Below are 21,357 nucleotides of genomic sequence, written 5' to 3' on the forward strand. Positions count from 1 at the left end.
TTTATTTCCCTCCCAAACGAACAATTTTCGCTGGCGTAATATCAGGAATGGTTTGCGGAATATCCCAGGCCGAGAATACGCCATACACTTGCGTAGCTTCGCCCGTTTTAACTTGTGCCGCTTGAATCATTTTTACCGCATGTTCGTTAATGGCCTGGCCATATTCGCCAAACAGAACCTGGTCGTTAAAGTCCTGATAACTGGTACCCTGGTAGGCGTCGCGTAACAGCGTGCCGCGCAGCGTTGGGCCAATTTGCACCACAACATTGCTGCCGCCGGTATCCTGAATCGTCATTTTTCCGCTACGGGAAGTCGAGTCAATATGGGTGATATTGCCTTCAACCTTGACGTAAAAAATGCACGGATTCTCATCCTGAGCGCGATAGCCTAATGTTTTGCAAGCGCTATCAATATCTTTAGCCGCGCGTAAGGCTGTCATTAACTCGGCAACGGGACGGGCCTGAGAAACGATCTGTGGAACCACTTTGTCTTGCCACGTCTGATCGATATTCGCCATATGCGGATTGGGCGGGGATTTAAGATCGGCCAGCTCTTGCTGAGAGACTATACGACAGCCTCCAAGCGCAAGAACGGCCAGTGCCAGCCAGGTTTTTTTATACATAAACTCTCCTATACGCCCCCGAAGGGGCGCAACAACCCGAACTCAGGACTTGATGTTGAAGTCCTGAACTTTGTCTGCATTGTCTTTGGTGATCAGAATGCCGCGGAACATAACGCGTTGTTTTGCCGGTTTTTCACCTTTTTGCAGGTAGTTATCGAGGTCGGTAACACCCTGAGCAGCAATCGCCTGAGCCTGGAGCATCACCGTGGCTTGCAGGGTTCCGGCTTTAACGGCATCGCGTTCATCGTTGCTGCCATCAATACCGACAACCACAACATCGGTGCGATTCGCGGCTTTCAGCGCGGCAATAACGCCCAGTGCGACAGGGCCGTTGCCGCAAATTACGCCTTTCACGTCAGGATGCGCCTGCAGAATGCTGTCCATAATGCGTTTGCCGTCGATTAACGTCCCTTTGGCATCTTGTTTCGCGACGCTGACCATATCCGGGTATTGGTCGATGACCTGATGGAAAGATTTAGAACGGGTAACGCAGTTATTGTCAGCAAGGTTACAGGTCAGTTCGGCATATTTTCCTTTTTCCGTCATCTTCTCAACAAATACGTTGGCGACTTCAGAACCAGCCTGGAAGTTATTATGGGTGATTTGTTCAAGCGCGACGTCATCAACAGGAATTTCCCTGTTGATTAAGATCACCGGAATACCTGCTTTCTTTGCTTTCTCAATTGCCGCGACGCTGGCGGTTGAGTCGGCATTATCAAGGATAATCCCCTGAACTTTTTTACCGATGGCTGTATCAATCAGTTCATTCTGTTTTTTTACATCTTCACCATGCGACAGAATTGTGGTTTGGTATCCCAGTTCTTTTGCTTTCTCGCTGGCACCTTTGGCTTCAGAAGCGTAATACGGATTATCCAGCGAATTTACCATGATCATAATGGTGCCTTTTTCCACTGCCTGGGCAGTAAAAGAAAAAGCGGTCAGGGTAGCAACAGTTAAAAGCGTTAAACGTAATTTCATGACAATGTTCTCTCTTGGTTGTTATTGTCGGGTACGGTGAAACAACGTAAGGCCTGAATATCAAGTTTATGGGTGAGGGGCTCCTTTGGTTGATGATTAAGGTTCGTCGCACACGAAGATTCCCTGGTGGGTGTCAGGTGGACGATGCCGGTTTCCATAATGTTCTGTTCACCGCATGGCGCCACTCCTGCCATCTTTTTTGCAGGCGCTGGTGGCGGGCCATGTCGGGAATAAATTCACTGTGTTCGGTTAAAAAGCCCTTCAGGTCGGTAATCGATCCTGGCGTGAGGGCTTTGCGGGCGAGTAGGGCGGCACCAATCGCCGAAAGTTCGGCAACATTGCTGCGCATCACCGGGCAACCCAGCAGGTCTGCCTGGTACTGCATTAACCAGTCATTTTTCGTTGGGCCACCGTCGACCATTAATGCTGTTAAGTGAAAGTCTTCCTGCTGGCGCATGGCGACAACCACATCGGCGATTTGATAGGTAATTGACTCCAGTGCAGCACGAATCAGATGCGCGCGTTTGACACCACGGCTCAGGCCGCAAATCACGCCGCGAGCGCTGTCATCCCACCACGGCGCGCCAAGGCCGGTTAATGCAGGCACAAAATAGACGCCCAACGTAGATTCCACGGAGGCGGGCAGGGTATTGAGTTCGTGAGCCAGTTCGGCATCGGAAAGCTCGCTTAAGCCCGTGCTGTCAGCCATCCACGCAACGGCATCACCGGTATGTGGGATATTGCCCTCCAGCCCATAGGTGATGCGATCGCCATCGTGCCAGGCAATGGTGGTGGCCAGCGCGTCAATGTCGCATTTTGCCGATTGCACCGGTGCCATCACCGAGGAGCCTGTCCCATAGGTGGCTTTAACGCAGCCCAGTTCGCCGAGGGCGTGACCAAACAGCGCGGCATGGGAGTCTCCCACCATCGCCATCACCGGAATACCATCCGGGATCGCGTTTAGCCCGCGGGTATAACCAAATAATCCGCTGGAAGGTTTAATCTCCGGCAGTGCGGCAAGAGGGATCTGGAACAGCGCCAGCATCTCGTTGTCCCACTGCCCGGTTTGCAGGTTCAGCAACTGGGTGCGTGCGGCATTGGAGTGATCGCAATAGAACGCCTCACCCTGGGTTAAATTCCACAGCAGCCAGCTATCGATGGTGCCAAGGCAGATTTCTCCACGTTCTGCGAGCTGGCGGCCTTCAGGAAGAGACTCCAGCAACCAGCGCATTTTTGAGGCAGAGAACAGGGGGGCGATCGGCAGTCCGGTGGCGGTTTTAATTCGCTGTTCTTTGTTCTCGCAACGCAGTTCATCGCAAAAAGCGGCGCTGCGGGTACACTGCCAGGAGATGGCGGCGTTAATCGGTTTACCGCTCTGGCGATACCAGCCAATGGCGGTCTCGCGCTGATTGCTGACAGCTAATGCAGCAACGTTTTCTGCGCCAACGTATTCAACGGCTTTAGCGATAACGTCGAGTGAGGCTTCAACCAATAGCTCGCCCGACTGCTCGACCCAGCCGTCGCGCGGCGTTTGAATTGCCAGCGGCTGAGAGAATTTCACCACAATGTGGCCGCGGCTATCGAGTACGACGGCTTTGGCGTTAGTGGTGCCTTCGTCCAGTGCAATGATGAACTCTTTACGTGTTGCCTGCATTAGGTCGTCTCCTGAGTCACACTTTGTCCTGGCGCGGAGGGGGAAGGGAAGGCATTCCTCGTTCTCGCACTGCTGCCTGGCAGGCCATGATGTGACAATTCGTTTTCACTTATTTAATCACTGAATATATATTCGATAGTGATTATTTATTTAATACCTTAGCCAGAAAGTTACCGTCGGGCTACAGGAAAAGTTATCAATTGTGCTGGCAATCACACTTATCCGATCGATGACGCTTGCGGATGTGGGTGAAAGAGAGTGAGGATGGGGGTGATTATAGCATTGAAATATATGTGTTTATTTTCTATGCCTTTACGCTCGGGATAAAGCGTAAAGGTTTTGAGAAAGTGTTTGGCTGGGAAGTTAACCGGCGACAAGCAGGCGCGCGGTTGGGTAGTCCGTGATTAAAACATCGATGTAACCACCCGAGAGCGCGCCTTTGATAGCGGCAACTTTATCGGAGCCACCGGCAAGGGCAACCACATTAGGGCACTTTTTCACTTTCTCCAGCGCCATGCCGATAACAGGATCTTCATTATCGCGTAACACAGCCTGGCCGTTCTTATCGTAGTAGTGCAAACAGATGTCGCCGACCGCCCCACGTTCCGCCAACACCTGAAGCATATCTTCGTGGTAGTAGTTTCCTGAAGTTTTGAGCAGTTGCGAGGGTTCGAGGATGCCAATACCGACGATGGCAATATCGACTTCATCGAAGCGAGCAATCACATTGGCGACATCTTTACTGGCAACGAGACGATTTTTTTCCTCCGTCGAGCCTTCAATGCTCTGGGAGGGCAGCAGCCAGGCATCACAGTTCAGATGTTGCGCCAGGGTTTGGGTGAGGATGGTAGCCTGCACGTTACCGTTAGGCCCCACGCCGCCCAGTAGTTGAATAACACCGTTAGCCTTCAGGTTTTGGGCGTGAACCTCATCGACCATGGCGCGGATTGTTGAGCTCCAGGAAGAGACGCCAATCAGATCTTTCGGCCGTAATCGCGTTTCCAGATAGTGGGCGGCGGCAGAACCGATGGCGCGCTTGATGGTGTGATCGTTGGCATCCTCTTCGGTATCCACCACGATGGCTTGTTTAATTCCGTAGCGATCCTCAAGACCTTTTTCAAGATTCAGAAAAATATTCGATGGCTGAACAACGCTAATTTTGACCACGCCTTCCTTTTGGCAACGCGTAATTGCTCGGGAGATAAATGACTGAGAAAGCGAGAGAAGTTGAGCAATATCGGACTGCTTTTGTCCTTCAAGATAGTAAAGCGTGGCAATCTTAACTAATAGCCGTTGTTCATCCTGCTTAGCCATATATTTCCCCGAAAATCATTTACGTGCAGCCATTATGTTAGAGCTCTTTATCATACGCGAAAAGAAAAGACATTTAAGTGTGATGAATATCTAACTTTCACCAATACTCAAAATCAGCTATGGACAAAAACAGAACAGTGATTGCATAATTGAATAAAGAGTCGTTATTGAATATATATTCATTGGTGATTCCAGGTCAACTGAAAAAGTATCCAGGCGCAGATAAGCCTGGTGGTAAGGAGGCAGAATGTTCCTGAGTATGATGCAGCGGCGGAAGCCTTGCGATGCCTTGTCTGGGGATATCTGGTTTTTTTAGTCCCTGACGGAATAAATATTCCAAGTTGAAAATAAATTCAGAGGTATTAAATGAATCCCTATAGCTATGATGTCCCGGCACTTGAGCGTAAAGCCCGCGCCATACGTCGCCATATCGTCAGATTGAATGCCAACAGCCCTGCCGGTGGGCATACCGGAGCCGACTTGTCTCAGGTTGAACTGATCACTGCACTCTACTTTCGCATTCTGAATGTTGCGCCAGAACGTATTGCTGACGACCAGCGCGATATTTACATCCAGTCCAAAGGCCACGCGGTGGGATGCTACTACTGTGTGTTGGCCGAAGCGGGTTTCTTCCCCGTTGACTGGCTGGAGACCTATCAGCATCCGAACTCCCATCTTCCTGGCCACCCGGTTCGGCAGAAAACCCCAGGTATCGAACTCAACACCGGCGCGCTGGGCCACGGCTTGCCGGTTGCCGTGGGGCTGGCGCTGGCTGCGAAAAAAAGTAATAGCGCCCGCCGCATCTTTTTAATTACCGGCGATGGCGAACTGACTGAAGGCAGTAACTGGGAGGCGGCCTTGGCTGCAGCACACTACGGGCTCGATAACCTGGTTATCATTAATGACAAGAACAATCTCCAGTTGGCAGGGCCGACCCACGAAATTATGAACACCGATCCGCTGGCCGATAAATGGAAAGCCTTCGGCATGACGGTGACCGAGTGCCAGGGAAATGACATGGCGTCGGTGGTTGCGACGTTGGAAGGACTGAAACAGGAAGGTAAACCCAACGTTATTATCGCCAATACCACGAAAGGTGCCGGTATCTCCTTTATCCAGGGGCGTCCGGAATGGCACCACCGGGTACCGAAAGGCGAAGAAATTGCACTGGCACTGGAGGAGCTGAAAGATGAGTAATGCAGAACACCTGGCGAGCGTAATGGTTCAAGCGTTTATTGATGCAGTTGAAAGCGGTATTGATCTGGTACCGGTGGTGGCTGACTCAACGTCAACGGCAAAGATTGCCCCTTTTATTAAACAATTCCCAGGCCGCCTGGTTAACGTAGGGATCGCCGAGCAGAGCATGGTCGGAACGGCGGCCGGGCTGGCGCTGGGCGGGAAAGTGGCGGTGACCTGTAATGCCGCACCCTTCCTGATCTCTCGCGCCAATGAGCAAATTAAAGTCGACGTTTGCTACAACAATACTAACGTCAAACTGTTCGGTCTCAACGCAGGGGCCAGCTATGGCCCGCTGGCGAGTACCCACCACGCGATTGACGATCTGGCAGTGATGCGCGGCTTCGGCAATATTCAGATTTTCGCGCCCTCTTCACCGCGAGAATGTCGGCAGATTATCGATTATGCCATTCGCTATCAGGGGCCGGTTTATATTCGCCTCGATGGCAAGGCGCTGCCGGAACTGCATGATGAAAATTATCAGTTTGTGCCGGGGGCCGTGGTGACGCTGCGCGAAGGTGAAGATATTGCGCTGGTAGCAACCGGATCGACGGTACATGAAGTTGTCGATGCTGCGCAAAGGCTTGCTGACGCGGGGGTTCAGGCCAAAGTGGTCAGCGTCCCTTCAATTCGTCCTTGCGATACGGCAGCGTTGCTGCTGGCACTGAAACCATGCAAAGCGGTGATCACGGTTGAAGAACATAACGTGAATGGCGGGTTGGGGAGTCTGGTTGCGGAAGTGCTGGCCGAAGCGGGTGTCGGCATTCCGCTCAAGCGTTTGGGGATCCCTGATGGAGAATATGCGGCGGCGGCCGATCGCGGCTGGCTGCGTCAGCACCACGGTTTTGATGCAGCCGCTATTGCTGTACTGGCGCAGAAGATGCACTAATTTTGCTATAACAACCTGCGCGGGCAACCGCGCGGTTTTTTGCGTTTATGACGTGCAGAGTGTCCTCACAAGGTCGTCGATCTTAGCCGGCTATCGAACCAAAAAGCGCCCCGACGCCTGATGAAACCCCCATTGCCAGGGCGCTCCAGAAAGTAATGCGAATAATGCCGGGGCTTATCGGCGCCCCGCCGGCTTTAGCGGCAATACCGCCAAGAATGGCCAGAGAAACCAATGCGGAAAGGGCAATGGCGGGGATTGCCCACTGGATCGTGACCATCGCGGCGACCAACAGAGGCAGTATTGCCCCAACCGAGAAACTCATGGATGAGGCCAACGCGGCCTGCAAGGGGCGGGCGGTAGTGATTTCCGATATGCCCAACTCCTCACGCGCGTGCGCAGCCAAAGCGTCATGGCTCATCAGTTTTTCTGCCACTTGCTTCGCCAGCGCGACGTCCAGGCCACGATGAACATAAATTGACGTTAACTCGCGGAATTCCCCCTGAAAATCGGCATCCAGCTCGGCCTGTTCTTCTGCCAGAGCGGCTTTCTCGGTGTCTGACTGAGAAGACACCGAGACATATTCACCGGTTGCCATCGACATTGCGCCCGCGACCAAACCGGCAATGCCGGTCAACAGAATACTTTGGTGGGTGACATTGGCGGATGCCACTCCCAGCAGCAAGCTTGCAGTAGAAACAATGCCATCGTTCGCGCCAAGGACAGCCGCTCTGAGCCAGCCTATCTTTTCTATACTGTGTCGTTCTCTGTGCATCATGGCGCTCCCATTTTACATCCTGCTGATTCAACCGGTCTGTTTTGCTGGGCTAAGGGGGTTGGTCAGCAAGCAAAGTTCGGAAACTCTGGTTTAGCCTGCCACGGTTTTTCGGACGATTAATGCCTGGAGAGTGGTCGCATTAATTCCAGCACTTTTAATGGTGGTGGGTTTTAGTTGCGTCTAATTGTGGTTCACCCCGCCAGATAAGTGGATGACGCCAACGATACCACTCAATTTTCGCATTAACGGCGGCCAGGCGTTGAGGCACTACTTTTCGTCAGGAAGGAAATAGTGGCCGCATTTGGGGCAAATCAGGGTGATGTTTTTACGCACTTTACGGCTATTTTGTTCAAAAGCGTGAGCGCATTCTGGACAAGTGACTTTTACCGTTGTGCTGCTGAACATCTTAAGGGCATCAAAGATAGACATATCTTTCACCGGGTAGATGTAGGGAACTTCATTCTAGCATTCGGCACCCTTAATAGCCCTTTATTGATTGTTTATTAATCATTTTTGTGAGCGCGGCGGGGGGATTGTGGTGCAGCCTGCGCAAGCGGGCATAGGGTAAAAATGTCACATTTCCATCGGGCGTTACATCTGCCAGAGCAAACTTACTCAGGGATGACAGTTCTATACATTGGGATTGGTAGTGTAGTCCTACCCGATGATGTTGTGTGTTATCCATTCCCTGTAGTGTATTACCCCATCCCTGTTAAGTTTATCCCGCCTGGTGCGGGATTTTTTTTATCTGCGCTCAATCGTCAAACCGCCAAACATAATGTCGTGTGTAGCCTGTAGCGCCAGAAAATCATGGGGGAAACCCAGTTCAATAGCGCTTGCCGTTTCCAGGCGTTGCCACTGCTCTTCTGTCAGCCTGACCTCCAGCGCCCCCAGGTTATCTTCCAGCTGTGCCAGCGTGCGTGCACCGATGATCGGGGCCGTCACTGCCGGATTGCGGAGTGTCCAGGCCAGGGCCACTTGAGAAGGGCTAAAACCCGCCTCCCTGGCCAGCGCCAATACCGTTTCGGCAATGGTAATATTGCGCTCGGTCAGCATCCCCTTGTTGCGAACCATGGCACGTCGGGTGCCGCTCTCTTCCCCCTGCGCTTGCAAATCCTGCCGACTGTATTTTCCGCTCAATATGCCACCGGACAGCGGTGACCATGGAATGACGCCAAGGCCCAGCTCTTGCGCCATCGGGACCAGTTCGCGCTCTACGGTACGTTCCAACAGGCTGTATTCAATCTGCAGGCCAATCAACGGCGACCAACCGCGCAAATCCGCCAGCGTCTGCATTCTGGCGGCCTGCCAGGCGGGCAGATCCGAAACGGCCAGATATAACACTTTGCCGGCACGCACCAGATCGTCCATGGCGCGCATGATCTCCTCCGCCGGGGTGGTGGCGTCCCAGGCGTGCAGATACAGCAGGTCGATATAATCGGTATTCAGGCGTCGCAGGCTTTCCTCCACTGAGCGCACCATGCTTTTACGGTGGTTGCCGCCAGAATTTGGATTATCGGGCTGCATGGGGAGCGTGTATTTGGTGGCGATCACCAGACGGTCGCGGCGCCCGGTGGCAAATTCTCCAATAAATCGTTCAGAACTGCCTTCGGTATAGCGGTTAGCGGTATCAATAAAATTGCCGCCACGTTCGACATAAACGTCGAACAGCCGACGAGCTTCCGCCTGTTCTGCGCCCCAGCCCCAATCGGTGCCGAAGGTCATAGTGCCGAGCGCCAGCGGCGAAACGCGCAGGCCAGAGCGGCCCAGCAGGCGGTAATGGTTCAGGGCCAGTGATGTCAGCATGGGTATTTCCTCTGTGGTTTTGTTCAATCATAGGCCCCACCGGGAGTGTATTGAATACGCTATAATCTTCATGAATTATTAAGTGCAGGAGACATAATGAGAGGAAGTGACTTCGCGGAGTTGCGCGCTTTTACCGCCATTGTTGAACATGGCAGTTTTACCCGTGCCGCAGCGCAATTGGGCATGTCCGCCTCTGCGCTTAGCCAGACGCAGCGCAATCTGGAAACCCGGTTGGGCGTGCGCCTGCTGAATCGCACCACGCGAAGTGTCGCGCTGACCCAAGCGGGGGAATTGTTGTTGGCGCGTCTCTCACCGGCGATGGCGGAGATTGAGGCCGCCGTGACGCAGACCGCCGCGCTGCGTTTGCAGCCGGCGGGCACCCTGCGGCTTAATGCTTCCAGTCTGGCGGCGATCCAGTATTTGGCTCCGCTGTTGGCCCCGTTCAATGCACATTATCCCGATATTGTGGTAGATCTGAGTGTGGAGGATCGGCTGGTGGATATGGTGTCCGCGGGTTTTGACGCGGGCGTGCGGCTGCATGAGCGACTGGAGAAAGATATGGTGGCCGTCGCGCTGGGGGGCGAGCAACGAATGTGCGTGGTCGCCTCGCCAGCCTATTTGGCGCGTTATGGTTCACCGCAAACTCCCGATGCGCTACGTCAGCACCGTTGCCTGAATACTCGCTGGCCAACCAACGGCAGTCTTTATCGTTGGGAATTCGAGCGCGGTGGCGAAAAACTGGAGATCGCGGTGGAGGGACCGCTAATTGTGAACGAGCCGCAGGTGTTGGTGCGTGCCGCCACGGATGGGCTGGGGATTGCCTATTTGTTTGAGAGTCAGGTGGCAGATGCACTGAGCGACGGCCGTTTGCTGCCGTTGCTGGCGGCCTGGACGCCACCGTTTCCCGGTTTCTATCTTTATTACCCCGCCAACCGGCAAATGCCGCGGCCGCTGCGCGCGTTTATTGATTTCGCCCGGCAGCAGGGTCCGCAGGCAATGGGCGCATGATCGGCGCCCGGTTTTTTTGAATAACTCTGTCAGATAAATTTGGTATTCACCCCAAGGCCAGTTGATTAGATTGGATCAGAGTATCCTCGGGTGCCGTGGGCACCCTACTGCAACGATCAGGGAGTTCCTTATGGCGAAGACAGTGGTAATTTTTCATTCCGGCTACGGCCACACCGAGCGTTTGGCAAAGGTTGTTGCTCTGGGCGCTGAAGCGGAACTGATCGCTATCGATCAGGAAGGCAATATCAGCGACGAAGCCTGGCAGAAACTGGACGAGGCGGATGCCATCATCTTTGGCTCACCGACCTATATGGGCGGTCCGTCCTGGCAATTCAAAAAGTTTGCCGATGCCAGTTCGAAAGCCTGGTTTAGCCGTAAATGGCAGGACAAGGTTTTCGGTGGGTTTACCAACAGTGCCAGCCTGAACGGCGATAAGCAGGTCACGCTGATCGCTCTGCAAACCCTGGCCTCGCAGCATGGCGGCCTGTGGGTCAGCCTGGGACTGATGCCGGCGAACACCAAATCGGCGCAGCGTACCGATATCAACAATCTGGGGGGCTCGGTAGGGCTGCTGGTACAGACGCCTGCCGACGCTGGCGTGGATGAAATGTTGTCTGGCGATTTGGAAACTGCCAGCCTATACGGCCAACGTGTCGCGGGCTTTGCTGCCAAACTGGCTTAATCAGTATTGCTCTTTCGCTCATTTTTTCTACACAATTGCCGCGTAAAGTGGCGAATGTTATTAGCCTGCTTGGGCTAACACTGCATTTCGTACAAATATTCCCGGTTCCTAGACCGGGTTTTTTGTTGCTAAGGTGGGCTTAAGCTTCCGGCGATACAATGAGCAGCAGCACAGGCATGCAATGGCTGTGTCGTAACTGTCAATTAGCTGCTCTTCAAGCGAGCCCGCACTGTGCGGGCTTTTTTTATATTTTCATTTTTAATTGCTGTCGGGAGTATCTTGCTGGAAAATAATAGCCAACAGAATAGTTTGTGCGACAAGTAAATACCCTTTTTATTATTATGGTTTTTACGGTGTGCTGATTAACGATGGTTTAGGCTATGCTGATAGATATCTTTGAACATTATTTCCGGAGGGATGAAAATTCGTTCCGTAGTAAACGATGCCGGTGAGGGGTTGAGTTAAGAACATTCCGTTAAATAGCCGTGAATGTATCTTTGTGACTGATCTGCCTGTATTTTTTAAGTCTGCTTTTGTTTTTCATGTCATTCGCATCATGCCGGGCGAGGGAATATGCATAGAATTGCTCTGGTTATTATAAATACATGGGTTAGACGATGAACGCCAGAATAAGCGACAGACATGGCTTGCCTGCTGCTATCCCGTTGATTACGCTTTTTCTACTGGCATTTTTGCTTTCCCTACTGGGTATTTTTACCCGGCCAATAGGATCACTTTCTCTGTTTTGGCCGGTGAATGCGATTTTACTCGGTTTGCTATTACGTAAACCCGCCTATGCTACGCCGGCGGGTTGGCTGATCACCTATATTGGGATGATCGCTGCCGATTTAGCCAACGGCGAGAGCCTGTCGCTGGCGATGTGGCTGAATGCCTGCAATATGTCCCTGATTGCCACCGGTTACGGCGTGATGTTGCTGCTGCCAAAGTCGCAGCGCAGGATGGGCAAGCCCCAGACGATCCTTTATATGTTTACCGCCAGCCTGAGCAGCGCGGCGGTGGCGTCGACCTTATCGATACTGCGCAGTGAAAGCCTGTATAACAACACGGCCGTTATCGCCTGGCTGGCGTGGTTCAGTGAACAGTTCTCGACCAACCTGTTGTTGTTGCCGGTATTGCTGGCTGCCCCGCGTCTCAAACAGCTGTTGCGAATGCAGATCAACTGGCAACTGCGTGCCAGTATGCCGCTGCTGGCGCTGTTATTTTCACTGGTGTTTAGCGTCTATATCGGTGGACCGGGGGCGATTGCCTTCCCGATCCCGGCATTGCTGTGGTGCGCGGTGCGTTATCAGCTGTTTACGGTGACCTTGTTGACGCTGCTGACCGGCATGACCGAGATCAGCAGTATTTCCGCCAATTTGATGCTGTATGAAACGCCGAACAACCACAATGCCTTCCTCGATACGCTGATGTCGGCGCGTCTGGGGATCGCCATGCTGGTAATGGGGCCGCTGATCCTTGCCAGTTCAATTGCCGTTAACCGTAAGCTGCTGCGGCGGCTGGAGCACAGTGCCAATCACGACTTTCTGACCGGCGTACTGGCGCGCAACGCGCTGACGCGTAAGGCCGGCGAGTTGCTGGAGCATAAGCATAAATCGAAAGAAGCGGTGTCGCTGCTGCTGATCGATATTGACCATTTTAAACAGATCAACGACACCCACGGCCACCTGGTGGGCGATCAGGTGTTGGCTTCATTCGCCCATATCGTGCGGCGCGAGTTACGTCACGATCAGCTATTTGGCCGTTTGGGGGGGGAGGAGTTCGCGATTATTCTGCCAAGAGCGCTAGCGGCGCAGGGCGTGGCACTGGCAGAACATTTACGGCAATTGGTACAAAAAGCCGATTTGCACCCTGGCGGTAAGGCACCGTTGAATATCACCATCAGCGTTGGCGTCGCCAGTCTGGCGATGAATGAAGTGAAATCGTGGGAACAGCTGATGAATATGGCGGATATCGCGCTTTATCGCGCCAAGTCGCAGGGGCGTAACCGGGTGGAGTCGTTTAACGTGGTGAGCGGCAACAGCGTCGGGCACATCATGTTCAAATAAGCGGCTTCAGTTCTGCTTGGGTTCAAACTCGGTGCCGCAGTTTGGGCAGATCAGCATGACATTTTGCCGCAGCGTCGCGCATTTTTGGGTGGTGACGTAGGCGCATTTTGGGCAGGCGATTTTGGTAGAGCGGTTGATAAAGCCTTTAACACTGCTGGTATCAGACATAATAAAATGGCCTGTGTCAGGTGAAAGCCCACGCTAACACAGGTGGTATCAAATTGCTTAGAATGTTTTTTATACGCCTGAAAAGGGTTTACAGACTTTTCAGCACTTTCAGCGTTTCATCCATGTCGATCTCATGTTCCGAGAAGGTATGGGTATCGTTCTGGAAGGTGGTGATGGTCAGCATGCGCAGCGTTTGCATGGTCTGCGGCGCTTCTTCGGACTGTGGACGAATACGGTTCATCAACAGGCCGACCGACAGCACGGTATTTTCTTTATCCACGTCCGCTTTCACCGGCACTTCTTTGGTGAAGGTGTTGAAGGATTTGATGCTGGTGATCTTGATTCTTTCGTTGGCGATGATGATGTACTTGCTCGACGCCAGTACCTTGACCGCAAACGCCGACGGGCCTTTGGTGTTGTTGGTCGGTTCGAAAGTCACCGCCGCGTTTTTCTTAATCAGCTCCGGGTTCTGTACTTTAATCACGTGAAAATAACGATTTTCCCCGTTCTCATCGGTAATAAAGCCGAAGCCTTTGTCTTCAAAAAAAGTCGTTATCTTGCCGTTCATCATCATTCTCATAAAGTCGCTCAATACAGTGCTTATGATAGCGCGGAATGCCTTGCAGTGACAGATTGCGTGCCCGGCATTTGATAATGCGATTACGGCATTTAGCGGGTTTATGGCCACATGCTATTTTCTTTCTGACTTTATTCAATTCTGAAAGGGAAAATCGATGGGCATTAAACGGCTTAACCATGCGGTGCTGTATGTTAGCGACGTGCAGCAGAGTGCGGATTTTTATCATCAGGTGCTGGGATTTAAGCTCAAACCCTCCAACAGTCCGGATAAAGCGGTGTTTACCCAGGCGGCCGATTCGGATAACGATCACGATTTGGCGTTGTTCAGCAAGAATCTGGGGCAGCAACGGGCCGGGGTGTTTCGTGCCAACGGTGAGCCGCCGGCGGAAAACGAGCCACCGGCCGGGTTGTACCATTTGGCCTGGGAAGTCGACAGCCTGGACGAACTTGAACGCATTCGCGACCAGTTGGCGCAGCGTGGCATTCTTGGGCTGGAAGAAGATCATGGCGTGCACAAGAGCATTTATGGCCACGATCCGGATGGGCTACTGTTTGAAGTCACCTGGTTTATTCCTCCGGCGTTACTGACCGAGCAGGATCGCAATCAGCGTGGCATCAAACCGCTGGATTTTGCCGCCGAAAAACGCCGGTTCGCGTTGGTCTAACGGAGCGGGGCGCAGGCTGGCGCCCCGTCGGTCACAGCACTTTATTGAGGAAGTTGATGGTACGATGGTGTTGCGGATGGTTCAGCACCCGGCGGGCGTCGCCCTGCTCGACGATTTGCCCATCGACCATGAATACAATCTGATCCGCAGCCTCGCGCGCAAAGCCAATTTCATGAGTGACTACCACCAGCGTTACCCCCAGATCCGCCAGCCCCTTGATCACGTCCAACACTTCGCCGACCAGTTCCGGATCCAGCGCTGAAGTCGGTTCATCAAACAAAATCACCTTCGGGTTCAGCGCCAGTGCACGGGCAATGGCGATGCGTTGCTGCTGGCCGCCGGACAGATGGCGCGGGTAGGCGTCTGCCTTGTGACGCAGGCCGACGGTATCCAACAGCTGATAGGCCACCTCTTTAGCCTCGGCCCGCGAGTAAATCTTATGCACCACCGGTGCTTCAATGATGTTCTCCAGTACCGTCAGGTGAGGGAACAGATTGAAGTTCTGGAACACATAGCCGACGTTGATACGCTGCTTGAGAATGGCATTCTCTTTGAGCTCATACAGCTTGTCCCCCTTGCGCCGGTAGCCCACATAGTCGCCGTCGATACGGATAAAACCTTCGTCGACACGCTCCAGGTGGTTGATGGTTCGCAGCAGGGTAGACTTACCGGAACCGGAAGGCCCGAGGATCACCGTAACGGTACCCGGCTGTAGCGTCAGGCTGACGTCGTCCAGTGCCTTGTGTTTACCGAAAAACTTGCTCACGTTGCTGATTTCAATCAGGCCGCGCGCCGGTACCGGAACGATGCTGTGCACCGGCGCTTCGCGCAGGGCATAATAATCAATGGCTTCGGACATGGGATCCTCCTAACGTTTTAACCAGCCGGCTAGTTTCTGCCATGGCGTGAGTGGCAATTCGCGCAACGCGCCCCGGGCGAAATAGCGCTCAATGTAATACTGAATGACCGACAGCGCGGTGGTGATGAACAGGTACCAGACCGTGGCGACCATCAGCAGCGGTATCACCTGCTGGGTGCGGTTGTAGATCACCTGAATGGTATAAAACAGTTCCGGCAGCGCCAGCACGTAGACAATCGAGGTCCCCTTCGCCAGGCTGATAATTTCATTGAAGCCGGTTGGGATGATGGAGCGCAGCGCCTGCGGCAAAATAATGCGGAAAGTGCGGCGATAGCCCGGCAACCCGAGTGCCGCCGCTGCCTCATGTTGGCCGTACTCGACCCCAATAATGCCACCACGGATAATTTCTGCGGTATAGGCCGACTGCACCAACGTCAGTCCCAGCACCGCGACCGAGAACTGGCTGAGAATATCAATGGTCGGATAGCTGGCGAACACCAGTGAGGTAAAGGGGATGCCCAGTGAAATGGAGTCGTACAGATAAGAGAAGTTATACAGAATGATCAGCACCAGGATCAGCGGCAGCGAACGGAACAGCCAGATATAACCCCATGCCAGCGACGCCAGCAGGTAAGAACGCGATAGCCGCGCCAGTGCCAGCAGCGTACCGAAGATAATACTGAACAGCGTGCCGAGCAGCGTCAGCAGCAGGGTTTGCCCCAGCCCCGACAGGACTGCGGGCGCAAAGAACCATTCGGCGAAGACACCCCATTCCCAGCGCTCGTTGGCCGCCACCGACTGGACTATTGCCGCCAGAATAAACACCGAAAACAACGCGCCCACCAGCCGAAGCGGGTAACGGGCGGGAACCACTTTTAATACTTCTTGCTTGGACATGACCATTCTCCTGAAACAGATAAAGGGGGTTAACAAGGGGACGGGCCCCTAGGCAATCTTCCTTTCCGGTGCACAACAGAGTGCGTCCGCTGTTATCAGGCTTTTGCGAAATGGCAGCCGGCCATCGTAGGGCGGGCGGCTGTAAACTTCACTGTCGACGCTGGGATCGAACTGTGGCTGGTAACCGTTGCTCAAATACAGGCCCACCGCCTCCGGCTGACGAAAGCCGGTGGTCAGATAGAGCTGGTGGTAACCCTGTTCCTGCGCCAGCGTTTCCAACTGCTGCAATACCCGTTGTGCCAGACCCTGACGACGCAGATCGGTCCGTGTCCAGATGCGCTTCAACTCGGCAGTCTGTAAATCGTAGCGTTTGAAGGCCCCCATGGCGATCGGCTCCCCGGCGCGCAGCAGCACGATAAAGGCGCCTTGCGGCGGGGCGTACAAATCCAGCGCTTCCTGTTCCTGGTCACCAAAATAGTCGCCGTAGCGTTGGCGATATTCACCGAATAGCCCTGCGATCACCGGCTGGACCAGCGGATCGTTCGGCAGCGTTTGGATAAAAACGTCGTTTGCCATCTGTGTGCTCCTAATCGCCCAGGTCGTTGCGTTTGGCGGGCAGGATGCTAAAGGTTGTTCGCATAGCGGATATCCCTGAAGAAATATTCTTGTTATTGAGTAAATTGGTTTGGCGGCAGCTTCAGGCCAAGGTGGTCACGCAAGGTGTTGCCGCTGTAATCGCTGCGGAACAGGCCGCGCTGCTGCAGGATCGGCACCACGCGATCGACAAAATGACCGAATGAATTTGGCGTGCCACCGCTAATGATGAAACCGTCGGCAGCCTGGGTGTCGAACCAGTTTTGCAGGCCGTCTGCCACCGCTTCCGGCGTGCCGCCAAATACCGGGCGTGGGGAGGCGGCTTCCAGCGCCACTTCGCGCAGCGTCAGATTGCGTTCGTGGGCATTGCGCTTAATGGCGTCGGTGGTGCTGCGGAAACTGTTTTGCCCCAGTTCACCGACGTCCGGGAAGGGCTCATCCAACGGATGACGGGCGAAGTCATAGTGTTCAAAGTAGCGGCCAAGGTAGTTGAGGGCGTTTTCGATACTGACCAGGCGTGCGGTTTCCCAATACTGACGTTCCACGTCTTCATTGTCGTCACCGACAATCACACTGACACCCTGGAAGATCCGCAGGTCATCCGGTTCACGGCCCTGTTCCACCAACTGTTTTTTGACGTCCTGATAAAACACCTGTGCCTGTTGCTGGCTTTCATGGTGGGTGAAAATGGCATCCGCGTGTTTGGCTGCCAGCTGCTTGCCGTCTTCTGAGGCGCCGGCCTGGAACAGAATCGGCCGCCCTTGTGGCGTACGGCCAATATTCAGTGGCCCCTGTACCGAGAAGAACTCCCCCTGGTGATTCAGGGTATGCAGTTTACCGGCGCTGAAAAACTCACCGCTGTTCTTGTTGCGTACAAAGGCATCGCTTTCCCACGAGTCCCATAACCCTTTGGTGACGTCGAGGTATTCGCTGGCAATGCGGTAGCGCAGGCTGTGTTCCGGGTGCTCGGTGCGCGAGAAGTTCTTTGCCGAGCCTTCCAGCGGTGAGGTCACTACGTTCCAGCCGGCCCGGCCTTTACTGAGGTGATCGAGGCTGGCGAACTGGCGTGCTACGGTAAAAGGATCGCTGTATGAGGTGGATAACGTGCCCACCAGCCCGATTTTATCGGTGGCGGCGGACAGCGCGGCGAGCAGGGTTAGCGGTTCAAAACGATTGAGAAAATGCGGAATGGATTTCTCATTGATATATAAACCGTCGGCCACAAACACGAAATCCAATTTACCCTGTTCGGCTTTTTTTGCCGTGGCAATATTAAAATCAAGATTAATACTGGCATCGGCAGTGGCATCCGGATGTCGCCAGGCAGACATATTTCCCGATGCGCCATGCAAAATGGCGCCAAGGCGCAATTGTCGTTGTTCTTTCGCACTGTTGCTCATTGCTTTCACCCTGTTAAGTGCCGGTGTGGCGCTATCTTTAGAGCCCCACTATTGACGAGCACTCTCAGGATGTAAAACAACAAAACAGCATATTCAAATGTTGAAATTAGCAAATATAACCAAAGGGGAAATAATAACTCGCAGCGCAGAATTTACTGCGCCGCGAAATAATAGCTGGGTGATTTTTAAGCCTTGCTGGTGGCTTTTTCCGGGGCGGTGGCTAATTGCTGCAGCGTGCGTTCTGCCAACAGATCAAAATATTGTGAGGCCGGGAAAATCGCCTGTTCATCCGGGTTGAAGCGCGGGTGGTGCAGGCCGAACTCACTCGCCGAGCCGATACTGACAAACACCCCTGGTACGTGGTGCAGATAAAGCGCAAAGTCTTCTCCGCCCATCTGTAGTTCAGCCTCTTCTGCCCGGTAACCGGCTTCGGCGGCGACGGTTTTACTGAAGGCGGCCCAGCGTGCATCGTTGACCACCGCCGGTGGCCCGGCCTGCCAGCGCAGTTCTGCCTGTGCGCCCAGCGAAGCGGCTACGCCGTTAATCACCTGACGGATTTTATCCGGCACCTGACGGCGGACCTGATCGCTATGGGTACGTACCGTGCCTTCCAGCTCCACGGTCTGTGGCAGGACATTCCAGGTATTCCCCCCCTCGATGCGCGTAACACTGACCACCAACGACTCCAGTGAACTGAAGCTGCGGCTGGGCAGGGTTTGCAACGCGTTGACAATCTGGCTGGCGGTGACGATGGTGTCCACCCCTTGCTCCGGCTTGGCGGCATGGGCACCTTTGCCGGTGATCAGGATTTGGAAACGATCGACGTTGGCGTAAAACGCGCCGGCGCGGGTGGCAAAAGTACCGGTGGGCAGTTCCGGCGCGTTGTGCAGACCGAAGACCGCAGCCACGTTATCCAGCGCCCCGGCGTCGATCAGGTGCTGGGCACCGTTGAAGGTTTCCTCCGCCGGCTGGAAGAATATACGCACCGTGCCGGGCAGGGAGGCCTCACGGGCTTTCAATAAATGCGCGGCCCCCAACATCACCGAGGTATGAAAGTCATGTCCGCAGGCGTGCATCACGCCGCTGTTTTGCGAAGTGAATGGCACACCGGAAATTTCTTCTATCGGCAGGGCATCAATATCCCCACGCAACGCAATGATCGGCCCTTTGCCACTGCCGATTTCAGCCACCACGCCGGTTTTCAGCCCCAGCGGCAGAATACGGATACCGGCCTCTTCCAGCCAACGGGTAAGGCGGGCGGTAGTGGCAAATTCGTGGTTGGACAGCTCAGGGTTCTGATGCAGTTCACGGCGGTAGGCGACGATTTTTTCGGCCAGTTGGCTGGTCATAGTCTTGGCTCACAGTGGTTAGTAAGCTCTAACCCTAGTGCAGGGCGGCCGGAAGCAAAAAGACTATCTGGTTATATTTCATAGCGATTGTGTCTGCATCGCGTCGTCAATGCGCGTTGACGGTAGATGAAACAGGCGTTCGACCGCTGTTCGCCGGGGTTTAAAGAGGATTGGACTGCCCGGGAGCCGATGACCCAGAGGGTGAGCGCTTTACAACGGAGGCGGCGGACTTTTTCACTTTTTATCGTTTTTATGTGATCCAGGTTGTGGACAAAAACCCGTCTAATTGCTGTACTGTATTGGACACACGTTTTGTGTCTTTCATTCACGTTAAAGGTAAGTTTGATGTCTAAGATTAAAGGTAGCGTTAAGTGGTTTAATGAATCCAAGGGCTTCGGCTTCATTACTCCGGAAGATGGTAGCAAGGACGTTTTCGTTCACTTCTCTGCCATCGCTAGCAATGGTTTCAAAACTCTTGCTGAAGGCCAGCGTGTAGAATTTGAAATCACGAACGGTGCCAAAGGCCCATCTGCTGCTAACGTTATCGCTATCTAATGCTACAGCCGAAATTCTTAAAACCCGCTCACTGAGCGGGTTTTTTATTGCCTTTTTTAGCGTCGCTTTATGCCTGCGTTTTGCGTACCAGCAGGTTAAACAGCGTAATGGCGACGGCGTAACAGCCGACAATGGTCAGCGCCATCGATACGCTGGAGGTTCCTCCCAGACCTGTGAGCGGCACGCTGCAGGCGCCGAGAGCAAACATGCTCACGCCAATCAGCGCAGAGGCGCTACCTGCTTTGTCGCCCTGGCTTTGCATCGCCAAAGACGAAGCGGTAGGGCCGACAATACCGATCACCGCCACCGAGAAGAACAGCGGCACCATCAACAGCGCCAACGGCGCGTGCAGACCGGCGGCCAGCAGCAACAGCAGCGAAGAAACCGCCGCCAGGGTTAATCCCCCTTTCAGTACCTTCCTTTCGCCAAAATGGATGCTCAGGCGGCTGGCGATCTGCGCCGAGATAATCAGCCCGACGCCGTTAATGGCGAAGCACAGGCTGAACATCTGCGGGCTGAGGCCATAAATCTGCTGAAGCACAAAGGGAGAGGCGCCGATATAGGCGAACATCCCGGCCATCACAAACCCTTGCGTCAGGCACAGGCCCATAAACTGGCGCTGGGTCAGTAACCCGCCCAATGACCGCAGCATGGCCAAAATGCCGCCCTGGCTGCGGCGCTCTGCGGGCAGTGATTCGTGTAGCTTCAGGCTGGCAAGCGTAAACAGCAGCACTGCAATGGCTGCCAGTACGCCGAAAATTCCACGCCAGTCCATAAACTGCAACATGGCGCCACCCAGCACCGGTGCAATGATCGGTGCCAGACCGTTGACCAACATCAGCAGAGCAAAAAAACGCGTCAGTTCGTGTCCGGAATAAAGGTCACGTGCAATCGCACGAGAAATAACTGCACCGCCGGCACCGGCCAACCCTTGCAACAGGCGAGCGATCAGTAACTGGTCGATATTTGGCGCCAGTGCGCACCACAACGAGGCGAACAGCAGCAGCGCCAGTGACAGCAGCAGTGGGCGCATACGGCCGAGCTTGTCGCTGTAGGGGCCGAAAATCAGCTGACCGACGCCCAACCCGAGCAGGCCCGCAGTCAGGCTGAGCTGTGCAGTGGCAGTAGAGGTATTCAGCTCACCAGCCATTTCCGGCAGGGCGGGCAGGTAGAGATCGATGCACAGCGGGCCCAGTGAGGCGAGCAGGCCAAGCACCAGCGCGTACACCAGACGTTGTCTGGCGAGTTGTTTGGTCATGAG

At 54.1% G+C, this 21,357-nt stretch carries 22 protein-coding genes; 7 read left to right on the plus strand and 15 right to left on the minus strand.

The features are described 5' to 3' along the window. Nucleotide 1: 1 nt before the first annotated feature. The 4 genes from NHG65_RS05655 to NHG65_RS05670 form a co-directional block, all read right to left on the minus strand. On the minus strand, nt 2-622 hold the full coding sequence (locus NHG65_RS05655) for a DUF2291 family protein (RefSeq protein ID WP_099065389.1): 621 nt from the start codon (nt 620-622) through the stop codon (nt 2-4). A gap of 42 nt (nt 623-664) precedes the next feature. Next, the gene (locus NHG65_RS05660; protein ID WP_207976178.1) at nt 665-1,600 is read right to left on the minus strand and encodes a D-ribose ABC transporter substrate-binding protein; all 936 of its coding nucleotides are present in this window, start codon (nt 1,598-1,600) and stop codon (nt 665-667) included. A gap of 133 nt (nt 1,601-1,733) precedes the next feature. Continuing rightward, nucleotides 1,734-3,254: an FGGY family carbohydrate kinase gene (locus NHG65_RS05665; protein ID WP_099065391.1), complete on the minus strand. Its 1,521-nt coding sequence runs from the start codon at nt 3,252-3,254 to the stop codon at nt 1,734-1,736. A gap of 363 nt (nt 3,255-3,617) precedes the next feature. Beyond that, complete coding sequence (locus NHG65_RS05670) at nt 3,618-4,568, minus strand: sugar-binding transcriptional regulator (protein ID WP_499183030.1); 951 nt, start codon at nt 4,566-4,568, stop codon at nt 3,618-3,620. A gap of 366 nt (nt 4,569-4,934) precedes the next feature. Between NHG65_RS05670 and NHG65_RS05675 the strand changes: the two genes are divergently transcribed. Beyond that, on the plus strand, nt 4,935-5,765 hold the full coding sequence (locus NHG65_RS05675; RefSeq protein ID WP_099065393.1) for a transketolase: 831 nt from the start codon (nt 4,935-4,937) through the stop codon (nt 5,763-5,765). Then, nucleotides 5,758-6,693: a transketolase family protein gene (locus NHG65_RS05680; RefSeq protein ID WP_499183031.1), complete on the plus strand. Its 936-nt coding sequence runs from the start codon at nt 5,758-5,760 to the stop codon at nt 6,691-6,693. Before NHG65_RS05675 ends, NHG65_RS05680 begins: the two co-directional genes overlap by 8 nt. An 82-nt stretch (nt 6,694-6,775) precedes the next feature. On the opposite strand, the gene NHG65_RS05685 is transcribed toward NHG65_RS05680, so the two are convergent. From NHG65_RS05685 to NHG65_RS05695, 3 genes are all read right to left on the minus strand, one after another. Beyond that, complete coding sequence (locus tag NHG65_RS05685) at nt 6,776-7,465, minus strand: VIT1/CCC1 transporter family protein (protein ID WP_499183460.1); 690 nt, start codon at nt 7,463-7,465, stop codon at nt 6,776-6,778. 270 nt (nt 7,466-7,735) lie between these two features. After that, nucleotides 7,736-7,897 (minus strand): YnfU family zinc-binding protein, encoded by a 162-nt coding sequence (locus NHG65_RS05690; protein ID WP_218165635.1) that lies wholly within the window; start codon nt 7,895-7,897, stop codon nt 7,736-7,738. 315 nt (nt 7,898-8,212) lie between these two features. Beyond that, nucleotides 8,213-9,274 (minus strand): aldo/keto reductase, encoded by a 1,062-nt coding sequence (locus tag NHG65_RS05695; protein WP_099065395.1) that lies wholly within the window; start codon nt 9,272-9,274, stop codon nt 8,213-8,215. 96 nt (nt 9,275-9,370) lie between these two features. Here NHG65_RS05695 and NHG65_RS05700 point away from each other — a divergent pair, with 96 nt between their 5' ends. The 3 genes from NHG65_RS05700 to NHG65_RS05710 all read left to right on the plus strand — a co-directional run bounded on the left by NHG65_RS05700 (nt 9,371) and on the right by NHG65_RS05710 (nt 13,030). After that, nucleotides 9,371-10,282: a LysR family transcriptional regulator gene (locus tag NHG65_RS05700; protein WP_261415458.1), complete on the plus strand. Its 912-nt coding sequence runs from the start codon at nt 9,371-9,373 to the stop codon at nt 10,280-10,282. Between the two features lie 130 nt (nt 10,283-10,412). Then, nucleotides 10,413-10,964 carry a flavodoxin family protein gene (locus tag NHG65_RS05705; RefSeq protein WP_413477176.1) on the plus strand — a complete coding sequence of 184 codons (552 nt, stop codon included), beginning with the start codon at nt 10,413-10,415 and terminating at the stop codon, nt 10,962-10,964. 617 nt (nt 10,965-11,581) lie between these two features. Further along, nucleotides 11,582-13,030, plus strand: a complete 1,449-nt coding sequence (locus tag NHG65_RS05710) for a GGDEF domain-containing protein (RefSeq protein ID WP_099065397.1) — start codon at nt 11,582-11,584, stop codon at nt 13,028-13,030. Between the two features lie 6 nt (nt 13,031-13,036). Here NHG65_RS05710 and NHG65_RS05715 read toward each other — a convergent pair whose 3' ends face one another. Further along, entirely contained in the window at nt 13,037-13,198 is a 162-nt protein-coding gene (locus NHG65_RS05715; protein ID WP_165366374.1) for a YnfU family zinc-binding protein, read from the minus strand. Between the two features lie 88 nt (nt 13,199-13,286). Then, the gene (locus NHG65_RS05720; protein WP_017891897.1) at nt 13,287-13,766 is read right to left on the minus strand and encodes a cold-shock protein; all 480 of its coding nucleotides are present in this window, start codon (nt 13,764-13,766) and stop codon (nt 13,287-13,289) included. A gap of 166 nt (nt 13,767-13,932) precedes the next feature. Here NHG65_RS05720 and NHG65_RS05725 point away from each other — a divergent pair, with 166 nt between their 5' ends. After that, nucleotides 13,933-14,442 carry a VOC family protein gene (locus NHG65_RS05725; protein ID WP_099065398.1) on the plus strand — a complete coding sequence of 170 codons (510 nt, stop codon included), beginning with the start codon at nt 13,933-13,935 and terminating at the stop codon, nt 14,440-14,442. A gap of 31 nt (nt 14,443-14,473) precedes the next feature. Here NHG65_RS05725 and NHG65_RS05730 read toward each other — a convergent pair whose 3' ends face one another. The 5 genes from NHG65_RS05730 to NHG65_RS05750 form a co-directional block, all read right to left on the minus strand. Continuing rightward, nucleotides 14,474-15,301 (minus strand): amino acid ABC transporter ATP-binding protein, encoded by an 828-nt coding sequence (locus tag NHG65_RS05730; protein WP_272931547.1) that lies wholly within the window; start codon nt 15,299-15,301, stop codon nt 14,474-14,476. 9 nt (nt 15,302-15,310) lie between these two features. Further along, complete coding sequence (locus NHG65_RS05735) at nt 15,311-16,198, minus strand: amino acid ABC transporter permease (RefSeq protein WP_085115558.1); 888 nt, start codon at nt 16,196-16,198, stop codon at nt 15,311-15,313. A gap of 48 nt (nt 16,199-16,246) precedes the next feature. After that, complete coding sequence (locus tag NHG65_RS05740) at nt 16,247-16,774, minus strand: GNAT family N-acetyltransferase (RefSeq protein WP_085115559.1); 528 nt, start codon at nt 16,772-16,774, stop codon at nt 16,247-16,249. A 92-nt stretch (nt 16,775-16,866) separates the two neighbouring features. Further along, nucleotides 16,867-18,192, minus strand: coding sequence for an LLM class flavin-dependent oxidoreductase (locus tag NHG65_RS05745; RefSeq protein WP_499183032.1), 1,326 nt, complete (start codon nt 18,190-18,192; stop codon nt 16,867-16,869). Between the two features lie 185 nt (nt 18,193-18,377). Continuing rightward, nucleotides 18,378-19,541, minus strand: coding sequence for a M20 peptidase aminoacylase family protein (locus NHG65_RS05750; protein ID WP_499183033.1), 1,164 nt, complete (start codon nt 19,539-19,541; stop codon nt 18,378-18,380). A 345-nt stretch (nt 19,542-19,886) separates the two neighbouring features. Between NHG65_RS05750 and cspE the strand changes: the two genes are divergently transcribed. Then, entirely contained in the window at nt 19,887-20,096 is a 210-nt protein-coding gene (cspE, locus tag NHG65_RS05755) for a transcription antiterminator/RNA stability regulator CspE (protein WP_002210315.1), read from the plus strand. 67 nt (nt 20,097-20,163) lie between these two features. On the opposite strand, the gene NHG65_RS05760 is transcribed toward cspE, so the two are convergent. Further along, nucleotides 20,164-21,354, minus strand: coding sequence for a multidrug effflux MFS transporter (locus tag NHG65_RS05760; RefSeq protein ID WP_499183034.1), 1,191 nt, complete (start codon nt 21,352-21,354; stop codon nt 20,164-20,166). Between the last annotated feature and the right edge of the window lie 3 nt (nt 21,355-21,357).

It is taken from the genome of Serratia myotis (genome assembly GCF_027474885.1).
GTDB lineage: Bacteria > Pseudomonadota > Gammaproteobacteria > Enterobacterales > Enterobacteriaceae > Serratia > Serratia proteamaculans.

Bases quoted from the DNA above. Each gene is read 5' to 3' on its own strand.
- NHG65_RS05655 (WP_099065389.1), bottom strand. From the start codon at position 622: ATGTATAAAAAAACCTGGCTGGCACTGGCCGTTCTTGCGCTTGGAGGC.
- NHG65_RS05660 (WP_207976178.1), bottom strand. From the start codon at position 1,600: ATGAAATTACGTTTAACGCTTTTAACTGTTGCTACCCTGACCGCTTTT.
- NHG65_RS05665 (WP_099065391.1), bottom strand. From the start codon at position 3,254: ATGCAGGCAACACGTAAAGAGTTCATCATTGCACTGGACGAAGGCACC.
- NHG65_RS05670 (WP_499183030.1), bottom strand. From the start codon at position 4,568: ATGGCTAAGCAGGATGAACAACGGCTATTAGTTAAGATTGCCACGCTT.
- NHG65_RS05675 (WP_099065393.1), top strand. From the start codon at position 4,935: ATGAATCCCTATAGCTATGATGTCCCGGCACTTGAGCGTAAAGCCCGC.
- NHG65_RS05680 (WP_499183031.1), top strand. From the start codon at position 5,758: ATGAGTAATGCAGAACACCTGGCGAGCGTAATGGTTCAAGCGTTTATT.
- NHG65_RS05685 (WP_499183460.1), bottom strand. From the start codon at position 7,465: ATGCACAGAGAACGACACAGTATAGAAAAGATAGGCTGGCTCAGAGCG.
- NHG65_RS05690 (WP_218165635.1), bottom strand. From the start codon at position 7,897: ATGTCTATCTTTGATGCCCTTAAGATGTTCAGCAGCACAACGGTAAAA.
- NHG65_RS05695 (WP_099065395.1), bottom strand. From the start codon at position 9,274: ATGCTGACATCACTGGCCCTGAACCATTACCGCCTGCTGGGCCGCTCT.
- NHG65_RS05700 (WP_261415458.1), top strand. From the start codon at position 9,371: ATGAGAGGAAGTGACTTCGCGGAGTTGCGCGCTTTTACCGCCATTGTT.
- NHG65_RS05705 (WP_413477176.1), top strand. From the start codon at position 10,413: ATGGCGAAGACAGTGGTAATTTTTCATTCCGGCTACGGCCACACCGAG.
- NHG65_RS05710 (WP_099065397.1), top strand. From the start codon at position 11,582: ATGAACGCCAGAATAAGCGACAGACATGGCTTGCCTGCTGCTATCCCG.
- NHG65_RS05715 (WP_165366374.1), bottom strand. From the start codon at position 13,198: ATGTCTGATACCAGCAGTGTTAAAGGCTTTATCAACCGCTCTACCAAA.
- NHG65_RS05720 (WP_017891897.1), bottom strand. From the start codon at position 13,766: ATGAACGGCAAGATAACGACTTTTTTTGAAGACAAAGGCTTCGGCTTT.
- NHG65_RS05725 (WP_099065398.1), top strand. From the start codon at position 13,933: ATGGGCATTAAACGGCTTAACCATGCGGTGCTGTATGTTAGCGACGTG.
- NHG65_RS05730 (WP_272931547.1), bottom strand. From the start codon at position 15,301: ATGTCCGAAGCCATTGATTATTATGCCCTGCGCGAAGCGCCGGTGCAC.
- NHG65_RS05735 (WP_085115558.1), bottom strand. From the start codon at position 16,198: ATGTCCAAGCAAGAAGTATTAAAAGTGGTTCCCGCCCGTTACCCGCTT.
- NHG65_RS05740 (WP_085115559.1), bottom strand. From the start codon at position 16,774: ATGGCAAACGACGTTTTTATCCAAACGCTGCCGAACGATCCGCTGGTC.
- NHG65_RS05745 (WP_499183032.1), bottom strand. From the start codon at position 18,192: ATGAGCAACAGTGCGAAAGAACAACGACAATTGCGCCTTGGCGCCATT.
- NHG65_RS05750 (WP_499183033.1), bottom strand. From the start codon at position 19,541: ATGACCAGCCAACTGGCCGAAAAAATCGTCGCCTACCGCCGTGAACTG.
- cspE (WP_002210315.1), top strand. From the start codon at position 19,887: ATGTCTAAGATTAAAGGTAGCGTTAAGTGGTTTAATGAATCCAAGGGC.
- NHG65_RS05760 (WP_499183034.1), bottom strand. From the start codon at position 21,354: ATGACCAAACAACTCGCCAGACAACGTCTGGTGTACGCGCTGGTGCTT.